This window comes from Marinobacter sp. CA1, from assembly GCF_020546665.1.
Lineage (GTDB): Bacteria > Pseudomonadota > Gammaproteobacteria > Pseudomonadales > Oleiphilaceae > Marinobacter > Marinobacter xestospongiae.
In genome coordinates this window covers 4,500,341-4,519,011 of sequence record NZ_CP071785.1, presented here as the reverse complement: position 1 = coordinate 4,519,011, position 18,671 = coordinate 4,500,341, and the positions used below count along the sequence as shown (strand labels likewise).

General features: G+C 63.2%; 16 protein-coding genes and 1 tRNA gene. 7 read left to right on the top strand and 10 right to left on the bottom strand.

Going from position 1 to position 18,671, the window contains the following annotated elements; genetic code table 11:
• The first annotated feature begins 9 nt into the window (after positions 1-9).
• On the top strand, positions 10-2,424 hold the full coding sequence (gene gyrB, locus J2887_RS20670; RefSeq protein WP_227173011.1) for a DNA topoisomerase (ATP-hydrolyzing) subunit B: 2,415 nt from the start codon (positions 10-12) through the stop codon (positions 2,422-2,424).
• A gap of 180 nt (positions 2,425-2,604) precedes the next feature.
• Positions 2,605-3,378, top strand: a complete 774-nt coding sequence (locus tag J2887_RS20665; RefSeq protein WP_227173010.1) for an SDR family NAD(P)-dependent oxidoreductase — start codon at positions 2,605-2,607, stop codon at positions 3,376-3,378.
• A gap of 115 nt (positions 3,379-3,493) precedes the next feature.
• Here J2887_RS20665 and J2887_RS20660 read toward each other — a convergent pair whose 3' ends face one another.
• The 10 genes from J2887_RS20660 to def all read right to left on the bottom strand — a co-directional run bounded on the left by J2887_RS20660 (position 3,494) and on the right by def (position 13,337).
• Complete coding sequence (locus J2887_RS20660; RefSeq protein WP_227173009.1) at positions 3,494-4,252, bottom strand: VC0807 family protein; 759 nt, start codon at positions 4,250-4,252, stop codon at positions 3,494-3,496.
• A gap of 112 nt (positions 4,253-4,364) precedes the next feature.
• The gene (locus J2887_RS20655; RefSeq protein WP_227173008.1) at positions 4,365-4,904 is read right to left on the bottom strand and encodes a hypothetical protein; all 540 of its coding nucleotides are present in this window, start codon (positions 4,902-4,904) and stop codon (positions 4,365-4,367) included.
• Positions 4,905-5,114: 210 nt separating this feature from the next.
• Positions 5,115-5,191 (bottom strand) — tRNA-Pro (locus J2887_RS20650).
• A 60-nt stretch (positions 5,192-5,251) separates the two neighbouring features.
• On the bottom strand, positions 5,252-5,800 hold the full coding sequence (gene gmhB / locus J2887_RS20645; protein ID WP_227173007.1) for a D-glycero-beta-D-manno-heptose 1,7-bisphosphate 7-phosphatase: 549 nt from the start codon (positions 5,798-5,800) through the stop codon (positions 5,252-5,254).
• Between the two features lie 7 nt (positions 5,801-5,807).
• A complete protein-coding gene (glyS, locus tag J2887_RS20640) occupies positions 5,808-7,889 on the bottom strand; it encodes a glycine--tRNA ligase subunit beta (protein WP_227173006.1) in 2,082 nt (693 codons plus the stop codon).
• A 2-nt stretch (positions 7,890-7,891) separates the two neighbouring features.
• Positions 7,892-8,875: a glycine--tRNA ligase subunit alpha gene (glyQ, locus tag J2887_RS20635; RefSeq protein ID WP_227173005.1), complete on the bottom strand. Its 984-nt coding sequence runs from the start codon at positions 8,873-8,875 to the stop codon at positions 7,892-7,894.
• A gap of 167 nt (positions 8,876-9,042) precedes the next feature.
• Complete coding sequence (trkA, locus tag J2887_RS20630) at positions 9,043-10,416, bottom strand: Trk system potassium transporter TrkA (protein WP_227173004.1); 1,374 nt, start codon at positions 10,414-10,416, stop codon at positions 9,043-9,045.
• 38 nt (positions 10,417-10,454) lie between these two features.
• The gene (gene rsmB / locus J2887_RS20625; RefSeq protein WP_227173003.1) at positions 10,455-11,786 is read right to left on the bottom strand and encodes a 16S rRNA (cytosine(967)-C(5))-methyltransferase RsmB; all 1,332 of its coding nucleotides are present in this window, start codon (positions 11,784-11,786) and stop codon (positions 10,455-10,457) included.
• Positions 11,787-12,740 carry a methionyl-tRNA formyltransferase gene (gene fmt / locus J2887_RS20620; RefSeq protein ID WP_227173002.1) on the bottom strand — a complete coding sequence of 318 codons (954 nt, stop codon included), beginning with the start codon at positions 12,738-12,740 and terminating at the stop codon, positions 11,787-11,789.
• Positions 12,741-12,833: 93 nt separating this feature from the next.
• Entirely contained in the window at positions 12,834-13,337 is a 504-nt protein-coding gene (gene def / locus J2887_RS20615; protein WP_227173001.1) for a peptide deformylase, read from the bottom strand.
• Positions 13,338-13,820: 483 nt separating this feature from the next.
• Here def and J2887_RS20610 point away from each other — a divergent pair, with 483 nt between their 5' ends.
• The 5 genes from J2887_RS20610 to aroE all read left to right on the top strand — a co-directional run bounded on the left by J2887_RS20610 (position 13,821) and on the right by aroE (position 18,629).
• Positions 13,821-14,840, top strand: a complete 1,020-nt coding sequence (locus J2887_RS20610; RefSeq protein ID WP_227173000.1) for a LysM peptidoglycan-binding domain-containing protein — start codon at positions 13,821-13,823, stop codon at positions 14,838-14,840.
• A 150-nt stretch (positions 14,841-14,990) separates the two neighbouring features.
• Positions 14,991-16,184: a DNA-processing protein DprA gene (gene dprA, locus J2887_RS20605; protein ID WP_227172999.1), complete on the top strand. Its 1,194-nt coding sequence runs from the start codon at positions 14,991-14,993 to the stop codon at positions 16,182-16,184.
• A gap of 73 nt (positions 16,185-16,257) precedes the next feature.
• Positions 16,258-16,833, top strand: coding sequence for an L-threonylcarbamoyladenylate synthase (locus tag J2887_RS20600; protein WP_227172998.1), 576 nt, complete (start codon positions 16,258-16,260; stop codon positions 16,831-16,833).
• A 22-nt stretch (positions 16,834-16,855) separates the two neighbouring features.
• The gene (gene hemF, locus J2887_RS20595; protein WP_227172997.1) at positions 16,856-17,782 is read left to right on the top strand and encodes an oxygen-dependent coproporphyrinogen oxidase; all 927 of its coding nucleotides are present in this window, start codon (positions 16,856-16,858) and stop codon (positions 17,780-17,782) included.
• Between the two features lie 22 nt (positions 17,783-17,804).
• Positions 17,805-18,629, top strand: a complete 825-nt coding sequence (gene aroE / locus J2887_RS20590; RefSeq protein WP_227172996.1) for a shikimate dehydrogenase — start codon at positions 17,805-17,807, stop codon at positions 18,627-18,629.
• Positions 18,630-18,671 lie beyond the last annotated feature (42 nt).

Sequence of the window (18,671 nt, the reverse complement as noted above, 5' to 3'; positions counted from 1 at the left end):
GAGCGTCTAATGAGTGAACAGAGTTATAACTCCTCCAGTATCAAAGTGTTGAAAGGCCTGGATGCGGTGCGCAAACGCCCCGGGATGTACATCGGGGATACCGATGACGGTACTGGCCTGCACCACATGGTGTTCGAGTTGGTGGACAACTCCATCGACGAGGCCCTGGCGGGGTATTGCTCGGAAATCGGGGTGGTCATCCATCCGGATGAGTCCATCACCGTGCGGGATAACGGCCGTGGCATCCCTACCGACCTGCACGAGGAGGAAGGAGTTTCTGCGGCGGAAGTGATCATGACCGTGCTTCACGCCGGTGGTAAGTTCGATGACAACACCTACAAGGTGTCCGGTGGTCTGCACGGCGTCGGGGTGTCGGTCGTTAACGCCCTCTCCTCCACCCTGAAACTGACCGTCCGCCGTAACAACAAGGTTCATGAGCAGGTCTATACCCACGGGGTGCCCAATGCCCCTCTGACGGTGGTGGGTGACACCGACCGCAGCGGGACCGAAGTCCAGTTCGTGCCCTCTGAAGAGACCTTCACCAACATCAAATTCCATTACGACATCCTCGCCAAGCGGCTGCGTGAGTTGGCGTTCCTCAACAGTGGTGTACGCATCCGTCTGCAGGATGAGCGCAGCGGCAAGGAAGAAGTGTTCGAGTACGAGGGTGGATTGAGGGCCTTTGTTGAGCACCTGAACACCAACAAGACCCCCATCAATGAAGTCTTCCACTTCAACAAGGAACGGGAAGACGGCATTGCTGTGGAGGTCTCGATGCAGTGGAACGATGCCTTCCAGGAGAACATCTTCTGCTTCACCAACAACATTCCCCAGCGGGATGGCGGTACCCACCTGGCAGGCTTCCGCTCTGCCCTCACCCGCTCCCTGAACAACTACATCGAGCACGAAGGTCTGGGCAAGAAAGCCAAGGTAGCCACCTCCGGTGATGACGCCCGCGAGGGCCTGACCGCGATCATCAGCGTCAAGGTGCCCGATCCCAAGTTCTCGTCCCAGACCAAGGACAAACTGGTCTCCTCCGAGGTGAAAACCGCGGTGGAACAGGAGATGTACCAGGTGTTCTCCGACTTCCTGCAGGAGCACCCCAACGAGTCCAAGCAGATCGTCAACAAGATGATTGAAGCTGCCCGGGCCCGTGAAGCGGCTCGCAAGGCCCGCGACATGACACGCCGCAAGGGCGCGTTGGACATTGCCGGTTTGCCCGGGAAACTGGCGGACTGCCAGGAGAAAGACCCGGCTCTGTCCGAACTGTTCATTGTGGAGGGTGACTCGGCCGGTGGCAGTGCCAAGCAGGGCCGCGAACGTCGCACCCAGGCGATCCTGCCTCTGAAAGGTAAGATTCTCAACGTCGAGAAAGCCCGCTTCGACAAGATGCTGTCCTCCGCCGAGGTCGGCACGCTGATCACTGCTCTGGGCTGCGGTATTGGCCGTGAGGAGTTCGATCCGGAGAAGCTTCGCTACCACTCCATCATCATCATGACCGATGCGGACGTCGATGGCTCCCACATCCGGACCCTGCTGTTGACCTTCCTGTTCCGCCAGATGCGGGAAATCATCGAGCGGGGCCACGTCTTCATTGCCATGCCGCCGCTGTACAAGGTCAAACGGGGCAAACAGGAACAGTACCTGAAGGATGAGAAGGCCAAGGAAGCATACCTCACCCAGAGCGCCCTGGAAGGCGCCCAGCTATTCGTGAACACCGAAGCGCCGGCGATCAAGGATTCCGCGCTGGAAACCATGGTGAAGGACTACCAGGCGGTGATGGCGATGATTGAGCGGCTGTCCCGGGCCTACCCGGCGCGGGTACTGCAGGAGATGCTCAAGGTCGAGACCCTGACCGTCGACAGCCTCAAGGACGAAGCCACCGTTGCCGCCTGGGTCGGTTCCCTGGGCGAGGATCTGTCCCTGGATACCCGCACCGGCACCAAATACACCTTCTCAGTGGAGAAGGACGAGGAGCGTCAGCTCTACCTGCCGAAAGTGGTGATCTACGTCCATGGCATCCCCCACGCCCATGTATTCAACCACGAGTTCTTCGAGTCAGCTTCCTACGCCGCCATTGCCCGCATGGGTGAGACGCTGAATGGCCTGATCGAGGAAGGCGCCTATGTCCAGCGGGGCGAGCGCAAACAGGCGGTGCTGAGCTTTGAGGGCGCCCTGGCGTGGCTGATGAAGGAAGCCCAGCGAGGCCTCAACATCCAGCGCTACAAGGGACTGGGTGAGATGAACCCGGAGCAGCTGTGGGAAACCACCATGGACCCGGAAACCCGCCGGATGATGAAGGTGACCATCGAGGACGCCATCGCCGCGGACCAGATCTTCACCACCCTGATGGGCGACGACGTCGAACCCCGCCGGGACTTTATCCAGACCAACGCCCTGGAGGTGACCAATCTGGATGTCTGATCCCGTGCCGTGTTAGACAGCACTGACAAAAAGCCGGCCCCGGATTTCCTGGGCCGGCTTTTTTGTGTCTGTGAATCAGCTCTTGTGAAGGCGATAGCAATCCACTGTGGATAGCCATTGGCGCCCTGTGCCGGGCTCGGATAAGCTGCTGGAACCCCATGCCGTCACAAGGAGACAACAATGACAAACGAACGCTTTAGCCTGCGGGGCCGGGTGGCCCTGGTGACCGGTGCCTCCAGTGGCCTTGGCCGCCATTTCGCAGCGGTACTGGCCGAGGCCGGTGCCCGGGTGGTGGTGGCGGCGCGCCGTCTGGAGCGCCTGGAATCGCTGGTGAGCGAGGTTGAGCAGGCCGGTGGCCAGGCCCTGGCGGTGGCAATGGATGTGACCGACAGTGACTCGGTGTTGACTGCCCTGATTACCGTGGAAAACCAGTTCGGGCCGGTGGAGATCCTCATCAACAACGCCGGCATTGGCGACCCGCGTCCGTTCCTGGAGACCACGGAAGCGGACTGGGACCGGATGATGGACACCAACCTCAAGAGTGCCTGGTTCCTGGCCCGGGAAGTCAGTCGCCGTTTGGTGGAGAAGGGGCAGCCCGGCAGCATCATCAACATTGCGTCGATCCTGGGCTTGAGGGTCGGTCGGGATCTTAGCCACTACGCGGTGGCCAAAGCCGGTGTGGTGCAGTTGACCAAGGCGCTGGCGGTAGAGCTGAGCCGACACCGAATCCGGGTCAATGCCCTGGCTCCGGGCTATTTCCGCACCGAAATGAACGATGAGTTCTTTGCCACCGAGCAGGGCCAGCGTTACATCCAGCGCCAGGTTCCGATGGCGCGACTGGGGCAACTGGAGGATCTCAGTGGCCCGCTGCTGCTATTGGCCAGCGAGGCCGGAGGCTTCATGACCGGAACGGTAATCCCGGTCGATGGGGGACATGTCACTAACCCGCTGTGATATCGGGCTGGTGGTCACCAGTAGTTGATAACAGCTCGTTGGGTAACAAGTAGTTGGGTAACAGGTAGTTGGTAACAGATAGTTGTTGATAGATAGCCAATAACAACAGGGGGCGTTACCGCCCCTTGTTGGATTCGGACGGGCCCTCGGGCTGTTCGTTGCCATGGAGGTGCGGCGACATCACTTCTTCCAGGGTGTAGCCGGTCAGGCGGCGGATGGTGCGCCAGAGGTAGTAGAAAATGGCAATCATCATCACCATCGACGGGATGGCGATCATCGGGTAGCTCACCAGGGTCATTCGTCCCAGTTCTTCGTTGAAGGCCTGGGTGCCCGCCGGGCTGGTGACGATCCACTTGGCGAGAATGTAGTTCATCGCGGAGGAAAAGAAGAAGGTGCCACTGAACAGGTAACTGGCCTTCAACAGCCTCGCTTCAAACTCGGCTTCGCTGTTGCGTTCCACCAGTGCCCGCTGGATTTTGTCGACATCCAGCACTGACGGGTTGTACAGCAGCGTACGCACCAGCGGGTACTGGGTGCGGGTGGACACCAGTACCGCCAGACCAATCAGCAGCGGCACTGCGGCTTCCTTGATGGCCAGCCACTGCGGGTCCAGCTCCATCAGGCCGATACCGCCGGTGAGGCCGACGCTGATCACCCCAAGCACCGCAATGAAGTTGTACTTGCGGTAGCGGAGCAGCTCAAACAGCCCCCAGCCCAACGGAAAGGCGAGGCCAATGACCAGCGCCCAGGTGCTGCCGAGATAGTCGTCGCCGCTGAGCTTCATCAGGATCACGGACGGAATCACGATGCTGACCAGCAGATCGACCCAGGGACGAGGTTTGTGGGTGGGAGTGGTGTTCGTGGTCTGGGTCATGGAAATGCCTGCACGGGTTGTCGTTTCAATTCTGTGGCTCTATATCTGAGGGCTTGGTCCGGGCCGGCCACTGCCCTGCCCTATCCACCTGGCTACCCACCTGGCTACGTACCTACCGACTGCGGGGCTGGTCCGCCCGGGACTCGCCGCCAATGTAGAGAAAGTTGGTGTAGTGCCGTACCGGGCCTCCGAGCTGTACGGTGGTCTGTACTGACACCAGGGCGTCGCTGTCCGGGGCACGGAATCGGGAGGCATAGCCGTCGGTCTCACCGGCGCGCTGGCGCCAGTCGCCCTCTTCCTGCCACTGCGGCCCGAGACAGCTTTTAACCGACGCCAGCGCCTGCTGGTGACGGCTCTTGGCTATGTCCAGACTGGGGCTGGTGGCGGCGCACAGGTAGGCGGCATCGCCACGACCCCAGCTCCAGATCTGGCAGTGGCCTTCGATCAATTCGGTCTTGGCGCGGTAAACGGTGCCGGCGATAAAGCTGTCCCCCTTGCCGCGAAAACTGGCGAAGTCGGCATCGTAATCGGCAATCAACGCCTGCAGGCTGCCACAGACATCGTCGGTACCAACACTCAACGGTTGGCTGCTGCAACCGGCCAGGAGGGTGGCAACGGTGATCAGACCGGTCAGCTGGGGGCTAAGTTTCATGCTATATCCTTATCAGCCAGGATTCCTGGCACGCAACGGGGAACAGACAGTGTGTGTCAAAACTGGCACCCAGTTTAGCGTGGATTGGCGACGAAGTGTGACTGCGGGTGAACGGAGGCTGCCGTGTGTGAACGAGCGGCGGTACACAACCGGATTGGTTGGTAGAGAAACAGGGCGAATGAAACACGGATAAAGCAGGGAGGGAAAGATTGGTCGGCGTGAGAGGATTCGAACCTCCGACCCCTTCGTCCCGAACGAAGTGCGCTACCAGGCTGCGCTACACGCCGAACAACGGCCGGTATTATACGGAAACAGCGGCTTTTTGCCAGTGCCCAGTGGAGAATTTTTTATCGGCTGGTGGCAAGCAGTGTGTCGACCAGGGTCGCCAGATTATCGTACACCTGCACGCCAGCCAGAGGCCGTTCCCGCAGGTGGTGCTCGGTTTCGCGACCGTTGCCGGTGCGCACCAGGCAGGGTTGGCAGCCGGCGCCGAGGGCGGCTTCCAGGTCCTTGCGGCTGTCGCCAACCATAAGGGTGCCAGCCAGGGTGCTCAGGCCGAGCCGTTGGCGGATCTGCTCCAGCAGGCCGGTGGCCGGTTTGCGGCAATGGCAGTGCTGATTGGGATGGTGAGGACAGTAGGCGATCAGGTCGATACGGCCGCCCAACGGTTTGAGCAGATCGGCCATCTTGCTGTGCATGGCCTCCAGAGTATCGACGTCGTAATAGCCCCGGCCGATGCCGGACTGGTTGGTGGCAATGGCCACGGTGTAGCCGGCATGGCAGAGACGGGCGATGGCTTCCAGGCTGCCGGGAAGGGGCAACCACGCGGTTGGCGAGCAGATGTAGCTGCCATCGTAGTGGTTGATGACCCCATCCCGGTCCAGGATGACCAGCATTGCCGTGTTAGCTGGCGGTCGGCAGCAGTGAGATGTCGGCGACCCGCAGGAACAGGTTGCGCAGACGGTTCAGCAGCGCCAGGCGGTTGTTGCGAACGGCGTCGTCCTCCGCCATCACCATCACTTCCTCGAAGAAGGTGTCCACCGGCTGGCGCAGGCCCGCCAGTGAGCTCAGCGCAGAGCCGTAGTCCCCCTGCTCGAACAGCGGCAGTACCGCGTCGGCCTGCTTGGCCACGGCATCCGCCAGGGCCTGTTCGGCACCGTCCTGCAGCAGGCTGGTGTCGACGCTTTCACCAATGCTGTCGCCACCCTGCTTGGTGAGGATGTTGGAGACCCGCTTGTTGGCCGCTGCCAGGGCCTGGGCTTCCGGCAACTGACGGAATGCCTCCACCGCCTTGATGCGGCGATCGAAGTCCAGAGGCCGGGTGGGCCGGCGGGCATGCACCGCCAGGTAGACTTCGGCACCGATGCCCTGCTCGTCGTAGTGGGCACGGAAGCGCTCCAGCATGTAGTCGACAACGGTGGTGGCAACTTTCTGCTCGCTGAGCACGGTGAAGTTCTCCGCTGCCCACTCGCAGCAGGTCTGCAGATCCAGCGGCAGCGCCCGTTCGATGATTATCCGCAGGACCCCCAGGGACGCCCGACGCAGACCAAATGGGTCACGGGTACCGGACGGCGGCTGGTTGATGCCGAACAGCCCCACCAGCGAGTCGATGCGGTCGGCCAGGGCCACGGCGCAGCCGGTCAGGGTGGTGGGCAGGTCATCACCGGCGTAGCGCGGCATGTACTGCTCATTGAGCGCCTTGGCAACGTCGGCCGGCTCGCCATCGTGCTCAGCGTAGTACTGACCCATGATGCCCTGGAGGTCGGTGAACTCCAGCACCATTTCGGTGACCAGATCGGTCTTGGCCAGCATGGCAGCACGTTCGGCCAGCGCCGGATCACTGCCGATGGCATCGGCAATCTTGCGCGCCAGCGCGGCGACCCGCACGGACTTGTCGTAGAGGCTGCCGAGTTTTTCCTGGAACACGATCGGCTTGAGCTGCTCGACTCGGTCTTCCAGCCGGGTCTTGCGATCGGTCTCGTAGAAGAAGGCAGCGTCGGACAGCCGCGGCCGGATCACCTTCTCGTTGCCGCTTACTACCTGCGCCGGGTCCTTGCTTTCCAGGTTGGCCACGGTGATGAACAGCGGCAGCATGCGGTCATTATCGTCGACCACATGGAAGTACTTCTGGTGCTCTTCCATCGACGAAATCAGGGCTTCGGCGGGCACCTCCAGGAAGCGCTCCTCGAAGCGCCCCAGCAGCGGTACCGGCCACTCATTCAGGGCGGTGACTTCGTCCAGCAGGTCGTCGTTGATCACCGCGCGGCCGTTGCCTTCATTCTTGGCGATGGCAGCCACACCGGCACGGATCACGTCACGGCGTTCCTCAAAATTGGCCAGTACCCGGCCCTCTTCTTTCAGCACCACCTCATAGTCGTTGGGGGTGGGAATCAGCAGCGACTTGGGGCAATGGAAGCGGTGACCACGGGTCTGGTTGCCCGGGGTCAGGTTGAGGATCGGGGCATCAATCACCTTGTTGCCGTACAGCAGCACCAACCAATGTACCGGACGGACGAATTCGGTGCGGTAGGCGCCCCAGCGCATGCGCTTGGGGATCGGCAGCGCCGCCAGGGATTTCTCGATCAGTGCCGGCAGCAGCTCAATGGTGGGCTTGCCCTGCTCTACCGTGCGGTAAACCACCCAGGCACCCTTGTCGGTTTCCAGGGTGTCGAGCTGATCCGGGGTGACCCCCAGGGAGGTGGCGAAGCCATTGAGGGCGCGGGTGGGGTTACCGGCGTCGTCGAAGGCGGCCTTGACCGCCGGACCGCGTTTCTCCACCGGCTTGTCCGGCTGGGCATCGGCGAGATCGCGGATACGCACCGCCAGGCGACGGGGGGCGGCGAAGCTTTCCACCGCACCGTGATCGATGCCGGCGTCAGCCAGCCCGCTAACGATGCCCTGGGTGAACGCGTCGGAAAGGGATTTCAGCGCCTTCGGCGGCAGCTCTTCGGTACCCAGTTCGACCAGAAAATCCTGTGTTGCCATGGTTATGCGTTCCCCTTAGCAGAGTCGTTCGCTTGTTCGTCGTCGGCCAGCAGTTCCTGACGCAGGGCTTCGGGTGCCAGCGGGAAGCCAAGGGCCTTGCGGCTGTCGAAGTAGGCCTGGGCGACGGCTCGGGCCAGGGTGCGCACCCGCAGGATGAAGCGCTGGCGCTCGGTGACCGAGATGGCGTGGCGGGCATCCAGCAGGTTGAAGGTGTGGGAGGCCTTCAGCACCTGCTCATAGGCCGGCAGTGCCAGTCCGGCTTCGATCAGGCGCTTGCTCTCGCGCTCATGGACGTCGAAGCAGTGGAACAGGAACTCGGTATCGGCGTGCTCGAAGTTGTAGGTGGACATCTCCACCTCCTGCTGGTGGAACACGTCGCCGTAGGTGACCACGCCGTCCGGGCCCTGGGTCCACACCAGGTCGTAGACGCTGTCCACACCCTGCAGGTACATGGCGATGCGCTCCAGACCGTAGGTCAGCTCGCCGGTAACCGGGTAACACTCGATACCACCGACCTGCTGGAAGTAGGTGAACTGGGTGACTTCCATACCGTTGAGCCAGATTTCCCAGCCCAGACCCCAGGCGCCCAGGGTGGGGGATTCCCAGTTGTCCTCAACGAAACGGATGTCGTGGACCAGTGGGTCCAGGCCCAGGGCCTTGAGGGAGTCCAGGTACAGCTCCTGGATGTTGTCCGGCGACGGCTTCAGCACCACCTGGAACTGGTAGTAGTGTTGCAGGCGGTTGGGGTTTTCACCGTAGCGACCGTCCGTGGGACGGCGGCTGGGCTGCACGTAGGCGGCGTTCCAGGTCTCCGGGCCGATGGCCCGCAGGAAAGTGGCGGGGTGAAAGGTGCCGGCACCGACTTCCATATCCAGTGGCTGGAGCACGACGCAGCCATGCTGCGCCCAGAAATTCTGCAGCGCCAGGATCAGTCCCTGAAAGGTGTTGAGGTCCTGGCTTCCGTTGAGAGTTGCCTTGTCTGTCACGACGATTGCCTGCTATCGGTCTGTGTGTGGCGTACCGGACTGAACCCTCGGCACGCAGCGAATGTAAAGTTGCCGCATTATACGCTGCTGTCGCCGGCTTTTCTAAGCCGCGATGGCGCGCCCCGCCGGCACGGGCCGGAACGGCTGTGAAGCGTATCCCAACGGCGTCAGAAAAAGGTCAGCCCCACCTGGAATAGCCGTTCGACGTCACGGATGCGGGACTTGTCCACCAGGAACAGGATGACGTGGTCATCGGGCTGTACCCGCAGGTGGTCGTGGGCGATCAGCACCTCGTTGTGGCGGACGATGGCGCCGATGGTGGTGCCTTCCGGCAGGGCAATTTCATCCAGCCGCTTGCCCACCACCTTGGAGGACCGGTGATCGCCATGGGCGATGGCCTCAATGGCCTCAGCAGCGCCTCTTCGGAGTGAGTAAACGTTCACTACGTCGCCACGACGAACGTGGGTGAGCAGGCTACCGATGGTGGTTTGCTGGGGGGAGATCGCAACGTCGATGTCTCCGCCCTGGATCAGATCGACGTAATCCGGGTTGTTGATCAGCGTCAGGACCTTGCGGGCGCCCAGTCGTTTGGCCAACAGCGACGCCATGATGTTGGCCTCGTCGTCGTTGGTGACGGCGCAGAACACATCGGTGTTCTCGATGTTTTCTTCCAGCAGGATGTCCTTGTTGGCGGCATTGCCTTCCAGCACCACAGTCTTGCGCAGACTTTCCGACAGCATCACGCAGCGCTCCCGGTCCCGCTCCAGCAGTTTGACCTGGTAACGGTTCTCCAGGGTGTGGGCCAGGCGCTGGCCGATGTTGCCACCGCCGCAGATGAAGATCCGCTTGTAGGGCTTTTCCAGTGGTTGCAGCTCGCTCATGACCGAGCGGATGTGGTCGGTGCCGGCGATGAAGAAGACCTCGTCACCGTCCTCGATCACGGTATCTCCCTGGGGAATGATCGGCCGGTCCTTGCGGAAGATGGCCGCCACCCGGGTATCGATGCGGGGCATGTGGGTGCGCAGGTAGGACAGTTCGTGACCAACCAGTGGTCCGCCCTTGGTGGCCCGGATCGCCACCAGCCGTACCAGACCCTTGGAGAATTCCAGTACCTGCAGCGCGCCGGGGTATTCAATCAGTCGGGTGATGTGACGGGTGACCAGATGCTCCGGGCTGATCAGCACGTCCACCGGGAAACCCTGGTCCGCAAACAGCTCCTTGCGGGCCAGGTAGGCGTTGGCCCGCACCCGGCTGATCTTGGTGGGGGTTTTGAACAGCACCCCGGACACCTGACAGGCCACCATGTTGACCTCGTCACTGTTGGTCACCGCAATCAGCATGTCGGCGTCGTCGGCGCCGGCCTGGCGCAGGATGGTGGGATAGGACCCCCTGCCTTGCACGGTGCGGATGTCGAGACGGTCCTGCAGTTCCCGCAGACGGGCGCCGTCGGAATCGATCACGGTGATGTCGTTGGCTTCGTTGGCAAGGTTCTCGGCCAGGGTGCCGCCGACCTGGCCGGCACCCAGGATGATGATTTTCATGGTTCAGTTCCCTGTACCGGCCAGTGCCGGATTACGGTTCACCTGTCGTCGGCGGGCGCGTCCGGCCCGCCCGGTTTGTCCAGCACAGCGTAATAGAAACCGTCGTGACTGAGGGGGTCGGGCAGCAGCTGGCGGCCGGCGGGCATCGGGCGGCCCCAGGGCACGTCCAGGTCCACCAGCCGGGCATCGTCCTGCTGTTTGAGGAACCGCTCGATTATACGGTGGTTTTCCTGGGGGAACACCGAGCAGGTGGCGTACACCAGCCGTCCACCTGGTGCCAGGATCCGCCACATGGCGGCCAGCAGTTCGAGCTGGATCTTTGCCAGCGGGGCAATGTCGGCTTCCCGCCGCAACAGCTTGATGTCAGGGTGGCGACGGATCACGCCGCTGGCGCTACAGGGCACGTCCAGCAGGATGCGGTCAAACGGCTGGCCGTCCCACCACTGCTCGGTGTCGCCGGCATCGGCGGCCACCAGGCGGGCGTCCAGATCGAGCCGCTCGAGATTCTCCTCGACCCGCGCCAGACGCTCGCTGGCCTGGTCGATGGCGACCACCTCCGCCAGGTCCGGCTGCTGTTCCAGCAGGGCGCAGGTCTTGCCGCCGGGAGCGGCGCAGGCGTCCAGCACCCGTTGACCGGGGGCCAGCGCCAGCAGGTCAGTGCTGAGTTGGGCGGCCTCGTCCTGCACGCTGACGGAACCGTCGGCAAATCCGGGCAGCCGGTCCACCGGCACCGGTCGGGCCAGCTGCAGACCGTGGCGGGCAAAGCGGGTGGCGGAAGCCTCTATGCCCTCGGCCTGCAGCCGCGCGAGATAGTCGTCACGATCGCCCCGACGGGCATTGACCCGCAGGGTCATCGGTGCCTGGCTGTTATTGCCATCAAGGATGGCGGTCCAGTCGTCGGGCCAGTTGTGCTGCAGCTTGGCCACCAGCCAGTCGGGGTGGCTGTAGTGCCGGGCCGGGTTGTCCCGGATGTCGGTGGGGGAATCGTCGCGCAGGGCCTTGCGCAGGAGGCCGTTGACCAGGCCGGTAAGATGGGGTTTGGCAAGGGCGCGGCAGGCCTCGACGGTTTCATTGAGGACAGCGTAGTCGGCCTGCTGGCTGAAGCGGAGCTGGAACAGCGCCACCACCAACAGGTGATGGACCACCCGGTCCTGTTTGCGCAGGGGCTTGCGCAGCCTTTCGGCGAGCTCGCCATCGAGCCGGTGGAACCAGCGGCAACCGCCGTAACACAACGCCTGCAGAGAGGATCGCTCGCCATCCTCCACCTGGTCCAGGGCCGGTGGCAGCGCCTGGGACAGGGATTGACCCTGTTCCACCGCCAGCAGGACCCTGGCGGCGACCGCCCGCAGCGGCAGCAATGAGTGGGCCATCTAGTTGAGCTCCTGGCCAGGCAGCAGCAGGGCCTTGCCGCCATTGATCAGGTCGTTGACGCTCTGGGCCCGGGCGCCGGGCAGCTGCACCTGGGTCAGCTGCAGCACACCTTGGCCGCACTGGACGTCGATACCGTCCCGCTCCCGCCGCAGGATGGTGCCGGGACGAGCATCCCCGCCTCCATCGACGACGCCAGCGGCGTGGATGCGAATACGCTGAGGGGCCTGGCCGCTGTCATCGTTAAGATCGGTAAAGCAGCCCGGCCAGGGATTGAAGGCGCGGATCAGCCGATTGAGTTCCAGCGCCGGGCGTGTCCAGTCCAGGTGACCGTCTTCCTTGCTGAGCTTGTGGGCGTAGTTGGCAAGGCTGTCATCCTGGGGAACGGCCTGCAGCGAGCCGGTGTCGAGGTGTGCCAGGGCTTCCACAATGGCCTCGCCGCCCAGGTCCGCCAGGCGGTCGTGCAGACTGCCGCCGGTGTCGTCGGCCTGGATCGCGGTTTCTCGGGTCAACAGCATGGCCCCGGTGTCGAGGCCGGCGTCCATCTGCATGATGGTGATGCCGGTGCGGTCTTCGCCGGCGGCAATCGCCCGCTGGATCGGCGCCGCGCCGCGCCAGCGTGGCAGCAGTGAGGCATGGATGTTGAGACAGCCATAACGGGGGGTATCCAGCACCGGCTGTGGCAGGATCAGGCCGTAGGCGGCCACCACCATGACATCCGCCGCCAGCTCTGCCAGCTGGTCGCGATCGGCACTGTCTTTGAAGTTGAGTGGCTGGAACACCGGCAGACCGGCATCCAGCGCCACCTGTTTGACCGGGCTGGGGGTCAGTTTGCGGCCCCGCCCCGCGGGACGGTCCGGTTGTGAGTAGACGCCCACCACCTCGTGGTTGGTGGCCAGGATGGCCTTGAGGGCGGTGGCGGCAAAGTCGGGGGTGCCTGCAAAGACAACTCGCACGGTTGGTGGTCTCTGTGTCGGTGGATACGAAAAGACCGGGTTGGCACCCGGTCTTGTTGGCTGTCGATGTTCTGGCGCGATCCCGTGGCGGGATCAGGCACGGATCTTGTGCTGTTTCTCCAGCTTCTTGCGGATACGGTTGCGCTTGAGGGCGCTCAGGTAATCCACGAACAGCTTGCCGTTCAAGTGGTCCATCTCGTGCTGGATACACACCGCCAGCAGGCCAGTGGCTTCCAGTTCGTAAGGCTCGCCGTTGCGATCCAGAGCCTTGATGCGGACATGCTCGATGCGCTCGACGTCTTCATAGAATCCGGGCACCGACAGGCAGCCTTCCTGCATTTTCTCGTAGTCGCCGTCGAGGACGTCCACCTGCGGGTTGATGAACACCCGTGGCTCGCTGTGATCCTCGGACAGATCCATCACGATGATCTGCTGGTGAACGTTGACCTGGGTGGCCGCAAGGCCGATGCCGGGGGCATCGTACATGGTCTCGAACATGTCGTCGATCAGCTTGCGGGTGTCGTCCGTGACCTCGGTCACCGGCTTGGCAACGGTGCGCAACCGGGGGTCAGGGTATTCCAGGATGTCTAGGATCATAGCGTGTCGGTTCTTTACTGTTGGATCGTGTGTCGGTACGGACCGGCGAAAAGGCCATTATAACGGTGATCCGCCCCTGCCCGACAGGGCGGGAGATCGGTTATCATGCCAGAAATGCGACGGTGTAGAGGGTCAATTCGCCGCCCGTCCACTACTATTCGGGCTAATTGTATTCGGGCTGACTGTAGTCCCGGCTGCAGGGGGGTATCAGGGCGCGCCCTGTCCGCCGCAGGCCCGAAGTGCGTCAGCCCCAAAGTGACTCGTGTCAGGATGAGTGCTTACCGGCTCATACAGCGCTATTATCCCTTAGTTTCACGACTGAGTACAAACTAACCAGTTGATAGGTAGAATCTACTGGAAGAACAAAAGATAACATCACAATTTGCGTCACTTCTTCTATAGTAGAGGGAGACGCGAGGAGCGGCGGTTGGACGACCCGCGATCAAAACCACCGATGAAGGCACGCGATCAAGGACATACACAATGAGGAATCTGCTGTACGCGCTGGCGGCTGGCATGCTGCTGGTTACCACCTGGGCACAGGCGGCCGGGCCCGATCTCCGGGATGATCACCCCGATCGGTACACCGTCGTCAAGGGCGATACCCTGTGGGACATCTCTGCCCGCTTTCTCGACAACCCCTGGTACTGGCCAGAGATCTGGCACGTCAATCCCCAGGTAAGCAATCCTCACCTGATTTACCCGGGTGACGAGCTGGCCCTGGTGTACATCGACGGCCAGCCGCGGGTAACCAAGGTCAACCGCAATGGCGTGATCAAGCTGTCGCCGCAGATTCGCTCCGAGCCTATTGATACCCCGATTCCGGCAATCCCGTTGGATGCCATCAGTGGCTTCCTGTCCGACACCCGCATTGTCGACGTGACCGAACTCAATGGCTCGCCCTACGTGCTTGAGGGTGAGGATGGCCGCATTGTGGCAGGGGCCGGCGACAAGCTTTACGCCCGTGGTGAGAAACCGGCCGACAACGTTGGTATCTTCCGCCGCAGCAAGGAGTTCGTTGATCCCCAGACCGGTGAGTTCCTGGGTCTGGAAGCGCGGGCGATTGCCCGAGGTGAGATCACCAAGGAAACCGGTGACGTGCTGACCATGCGGGTGACCAGCTCCAGTGAGGAAGTCCGCATTGGCGATCGACTGCTGGCCGGTGAGGACCGCAGCATCACCACCACCTTCACCCCCAGCTCGCCGGAGAACGAGATCGAAGGTGAAATGCTGTCGGTGGAAGACGGCGTGACCCAGATTGGTCAGTTCGACGTGGTGGCCCTGAACCGCGGCCTGCGTGAAGGCCTGGTGCCGGGCAACGTGCTGGCGGTGTTCAAGAAGGGCAACCTGGTGCGTGATCCGGTCACCAAGGAAACCATCGCCCTGCCGGACGAGCGTGCTGGCCTGCTGATGGTGTTCCAGTCCTACGAGAAGATGAGCTACGGCCTGATCCTGACAGCAACCCGACCGCTGTCCCTGGGCGACAAGGTGCGCAACCCCTGACCGGTTGCGCAGTGGCCTGATCAACCAACAATTGGTGATCAACAAACAACGGGTAATCAACAAACAAGAGGGAGGCCCGGTGCCTCCCTCTTGCGTTATGGCATACTGCGGGTTTTCGCCAGGACGGCGCTACGCAACAAGGATGCTGCCATGCCCCCAACCTCACCAGCGATGTCCATCGCATCGCCTGTTCTGACCAGCCAGTCCGATACCCTGCCGTGGTTGTGTCTGGCCCGCCTGCCGGGCCTGGGCCGCAAGCGTCGGCTGACGCTGCTGCAACAGTTTGACGACCCCCTGGAGCTGCTGGCCACCACCGAAGCGGTGTGGCAGGCCGCCGCGCTGCCGCAGAAAACCCGTGAGGCGCTGCGGGCCTGGCAGGCGCAGGATACTGCTCACCCACTGTTGATTGCGCTGAAGCAGATACAGGCCAGCTGTCAGGCCTTGAGCATCGAGATGGTGACCTGGGGCGATCACGATTACCCGGAACCCCTGCGTCATATCCACGACGCGCCGCTGGTGCTTTATCTGCAGGGTGATCGCCGCCTGCTGGTCAGGCCGCAGATTGGCTTGGTGGGCAGCCGTAACGCTACCCCGACCGGGCTGCAACTGGCCCATGAGTTTGCCGCCGACCTGAGCGAGCGGGGCTACCTGGTCACCAGCGGGCTGGCGCTGGGTATCGACGGTGCCGCCCACCGTGGTGCGCTGGACGCCGGCTATCCCACCCTGGCGGTGGTCGGTACCGGCGTGGATGTCGACTACCCCCGCCAGCACCGGTCCCTCAGTGAACAGATCCGCCGGCAGGGGCTGCTGGTGTCTGACCTGCCGCCGGGCACGCCGGCCCGCGCCGCCCACTTTCCCCAGCGCAACCGTCTGATCAGTGGCCTCAGCCGGGGCGTACTGGTGGTGGAGGCGAGCCTGCGCAGTGGTTCGCTGATCACCGCACGGCTGGCGCTGGAGCAGGGACGGGAGGTGTTCGCCGTGCCCGGGTCGGTACGCAACCCCCAGGCACAGGGCTGCCATCGCCTGATCCGTCAGGGTGCCGCGCTGGTGGAAACGGTGGCCGATATTGAGGAGGAGCTGGGGGGCTGGCAGGTGGCGTCCTCCCCCGTCCCCTCACCCTCTCCCGCCAGTGTCGAATCTGACGCTGGCGGCAGCGCTGCCGAGGCGGATCTGCCAGCGCGGGAAATCGCGGTGCTGCAGGCTTTAGGGTATGATCCGCAGTCAACCGATACCCTCTGCGAGGCCACCGGTCTGGCCGCCGACCAGTTGCTGCAGTCGCTGTTGATGCTGGAAATGCAGGGGCTGGTGGCGTCGGTGCCTGGTGGTTACCAGCGCCTGCGCTGACAGTGCCAAGCGGGTATCACCGGAGCGATTCAGAGGCTCCCCAGAAACTGTCCGTGACATCAGGTAGGTGGTCATGCCCCAGCAATCCCCCTCGCTCAACTCATGGCAACGTCACTGTGTCCGCCGCACCGTCGCCCGCGGTGGCGTCATTGCTTACCCCACCGAAGCGGTCTGGGGGCTGGGTTGTGATCCCTGGAACCGGGAGGCGGTGGAACGCATCCTGGCGTTGAAGCAGCGCCCCTGGCACAAGGGCCTGATCCTGGTCGCCGGGTCCCTGGACCAGGTGGCGTTCCTGCTGCAGCCACTGGCGCCGGAGATTCGTCAGCGGGCGCTGCAGCATTGGCCCGGCCCGGTCACCTGTGTGGTGCCGGACCCGCTGGAGCAGATACCGGCGTGGGTGCGGGGTCGACATCACAGCATTGCCATCCGGGTCAGCGCCCACCCGTTGGTACAGGCCCTGTGCCAGAGCACCGGCATGCCGCTGGTGTCGACGTCCTGCAACCCGGCAGGGCGCCAGCCGGCGCGTCATGCCTGGCAGGTGCGCCGCTATTTCGCCGACCGACTCGACTGGCTGGTGCCCGGCGCCCTGGGCGAGTCCCGCCAACCCAGCCAGATCATTGATATCACCACCGGCCGGCGACTGCGCTAGGCCGATCCGTCAGGAGTTTTCCATGTCCCAACCCGCTCAGCCCGATACCACCGCCGTTCGCGATTACCTGCTCGACCTGCAGGATCGCATCTGTCAGCGCCTGGCCCAGGTGGATGGCAAAGCCGGCTTTGATACCGATGCCTGGACCCGTGAGGAAGGCGGAGGCGGCCGCAGCCGGGTCATTGCCGACGGGGCGGTGTTTGAAAAGGGGGGCGTGAATTTTTCCCACGTCATGGGTGAGACCATGCCACCGTCGGCGACCGCCCATCGGCCGCACCTGGCCGGGGCACCCTGGCAGGCCATGGGGGTGTCGTTGGTGATCCACCCCCACAACCCCTACGTGCCCACGTCCCATGCCAACGTCCGCTTCTTCATCGCCACCCCCAAGGATGGAGACCCGGTGTACTGGTTCGGTGGCGGTTATGACCTCACTCCCTACTACGGTTACGACGACGACTGCGTGCACTGGCACCAGGTGGCCCGTGCCGCCTGCCAGCCGTTTGGTGAGGCGTTGTACCCCAAGTTCAAACACTGGTGTGACGACTACTTCTTCCTCAAGCACCGGGACGAGCCCCGGGGCATCGGTGGCCTGTTCTTCGACGACCACAACACCGGCGATTTTGATCAGGACTTTGCCTTCATGCGGTCGGTGGGGGACAGCTACATCGAGGCCTACGAGCCCATCGTGAACCGTCGCAAGGACACCCCGTTCGGGGAACGCCAGCGTGACTTCCAGCTCTATCGCCGTGGTCGCTACGTCGAGTTCAACCTGGTGTGTGACCGGGGCACGCTGTTTGGTCTGCAGTCCGGTGGGCGTACCGAGTCCATCCTGATGTCGCTGCCCCCACTGGTACGCTGGGACTACGATCGCCGCTTTGAGCCCGGCAGTGAGGAGGCACGTCTGACCGAACACTACCTGACCTCGCGGGACTGGCTGGCGGACGCCTGACCGCCCACTGACAGGAGCAACCATGAGCAACGATCTTTACGCCGTGGTGGGAAACCCCATCAGTCACAGCAAGTCACCGCGGATTCACAGTCTGTTTGCCAGGCAGACCGGTGAAGCCATGGAGTACACCGCCATCCAGGCGCCGCTGGACGATTTTGCCGGCACCGTAGCAGAGTTCTTCCGCGCCGGTGGCTGTGGTCTCAATGTCACCGTGCCGTTCAAGGAACAGGCCTGGGCGCTGGCGGACCGGCGTGCAGTGCGGGCGGAGAAAGCCGGGGCTGCCAACACCCTGTATCGGAATCAAGCCGGCGATCTGGTGGCGGACAACACCGACGGCCAGGGGCTGGTCACCGACCTGACGGTGAATCACGGCATCACCCTTGCTGGCCGCAAGCTGCTGGTGCTGGGTGCCGGTGGTGCGGTTCGCGGCGTGCTGGGGCCGCTATTGGCCGCCGGGCCGGCCTCGCTGACCCTGGCCAACCGCACGGTATCCCGTGCCCAGGCCCTGGTGGAGCTGTTTGCCGACGAAGCTGGCGAGACCGGGTTGAGTGCCTGTGGTTTCGAAACCCCGGATCAGCCGTTTGACCTGATCATCAATGGCACCAGCGCCAGCCTGCAGGGCGATCTGCCCCCGTTGTCCCAGGCTGTGATCGACCGCCACACCCAGGTCTACGACATGATGTACGCTGCCACCACGACGCCATTTAACCAGTGGGCCCTGGATCAGGGCGCGGCGCAGGCGGTGGATGGCCTGGGCATGCTGGTGGAGCAGGCCGCCGAATCGTTCCGGATCTGGCGGGGGGTAAGCCCGCAAACCGCGCCGGTGATGGCGGCGTTGCGGAGCTGATCCGCCATTGACCGCCGCTCCATTGTCAGGCGCCTTAACACT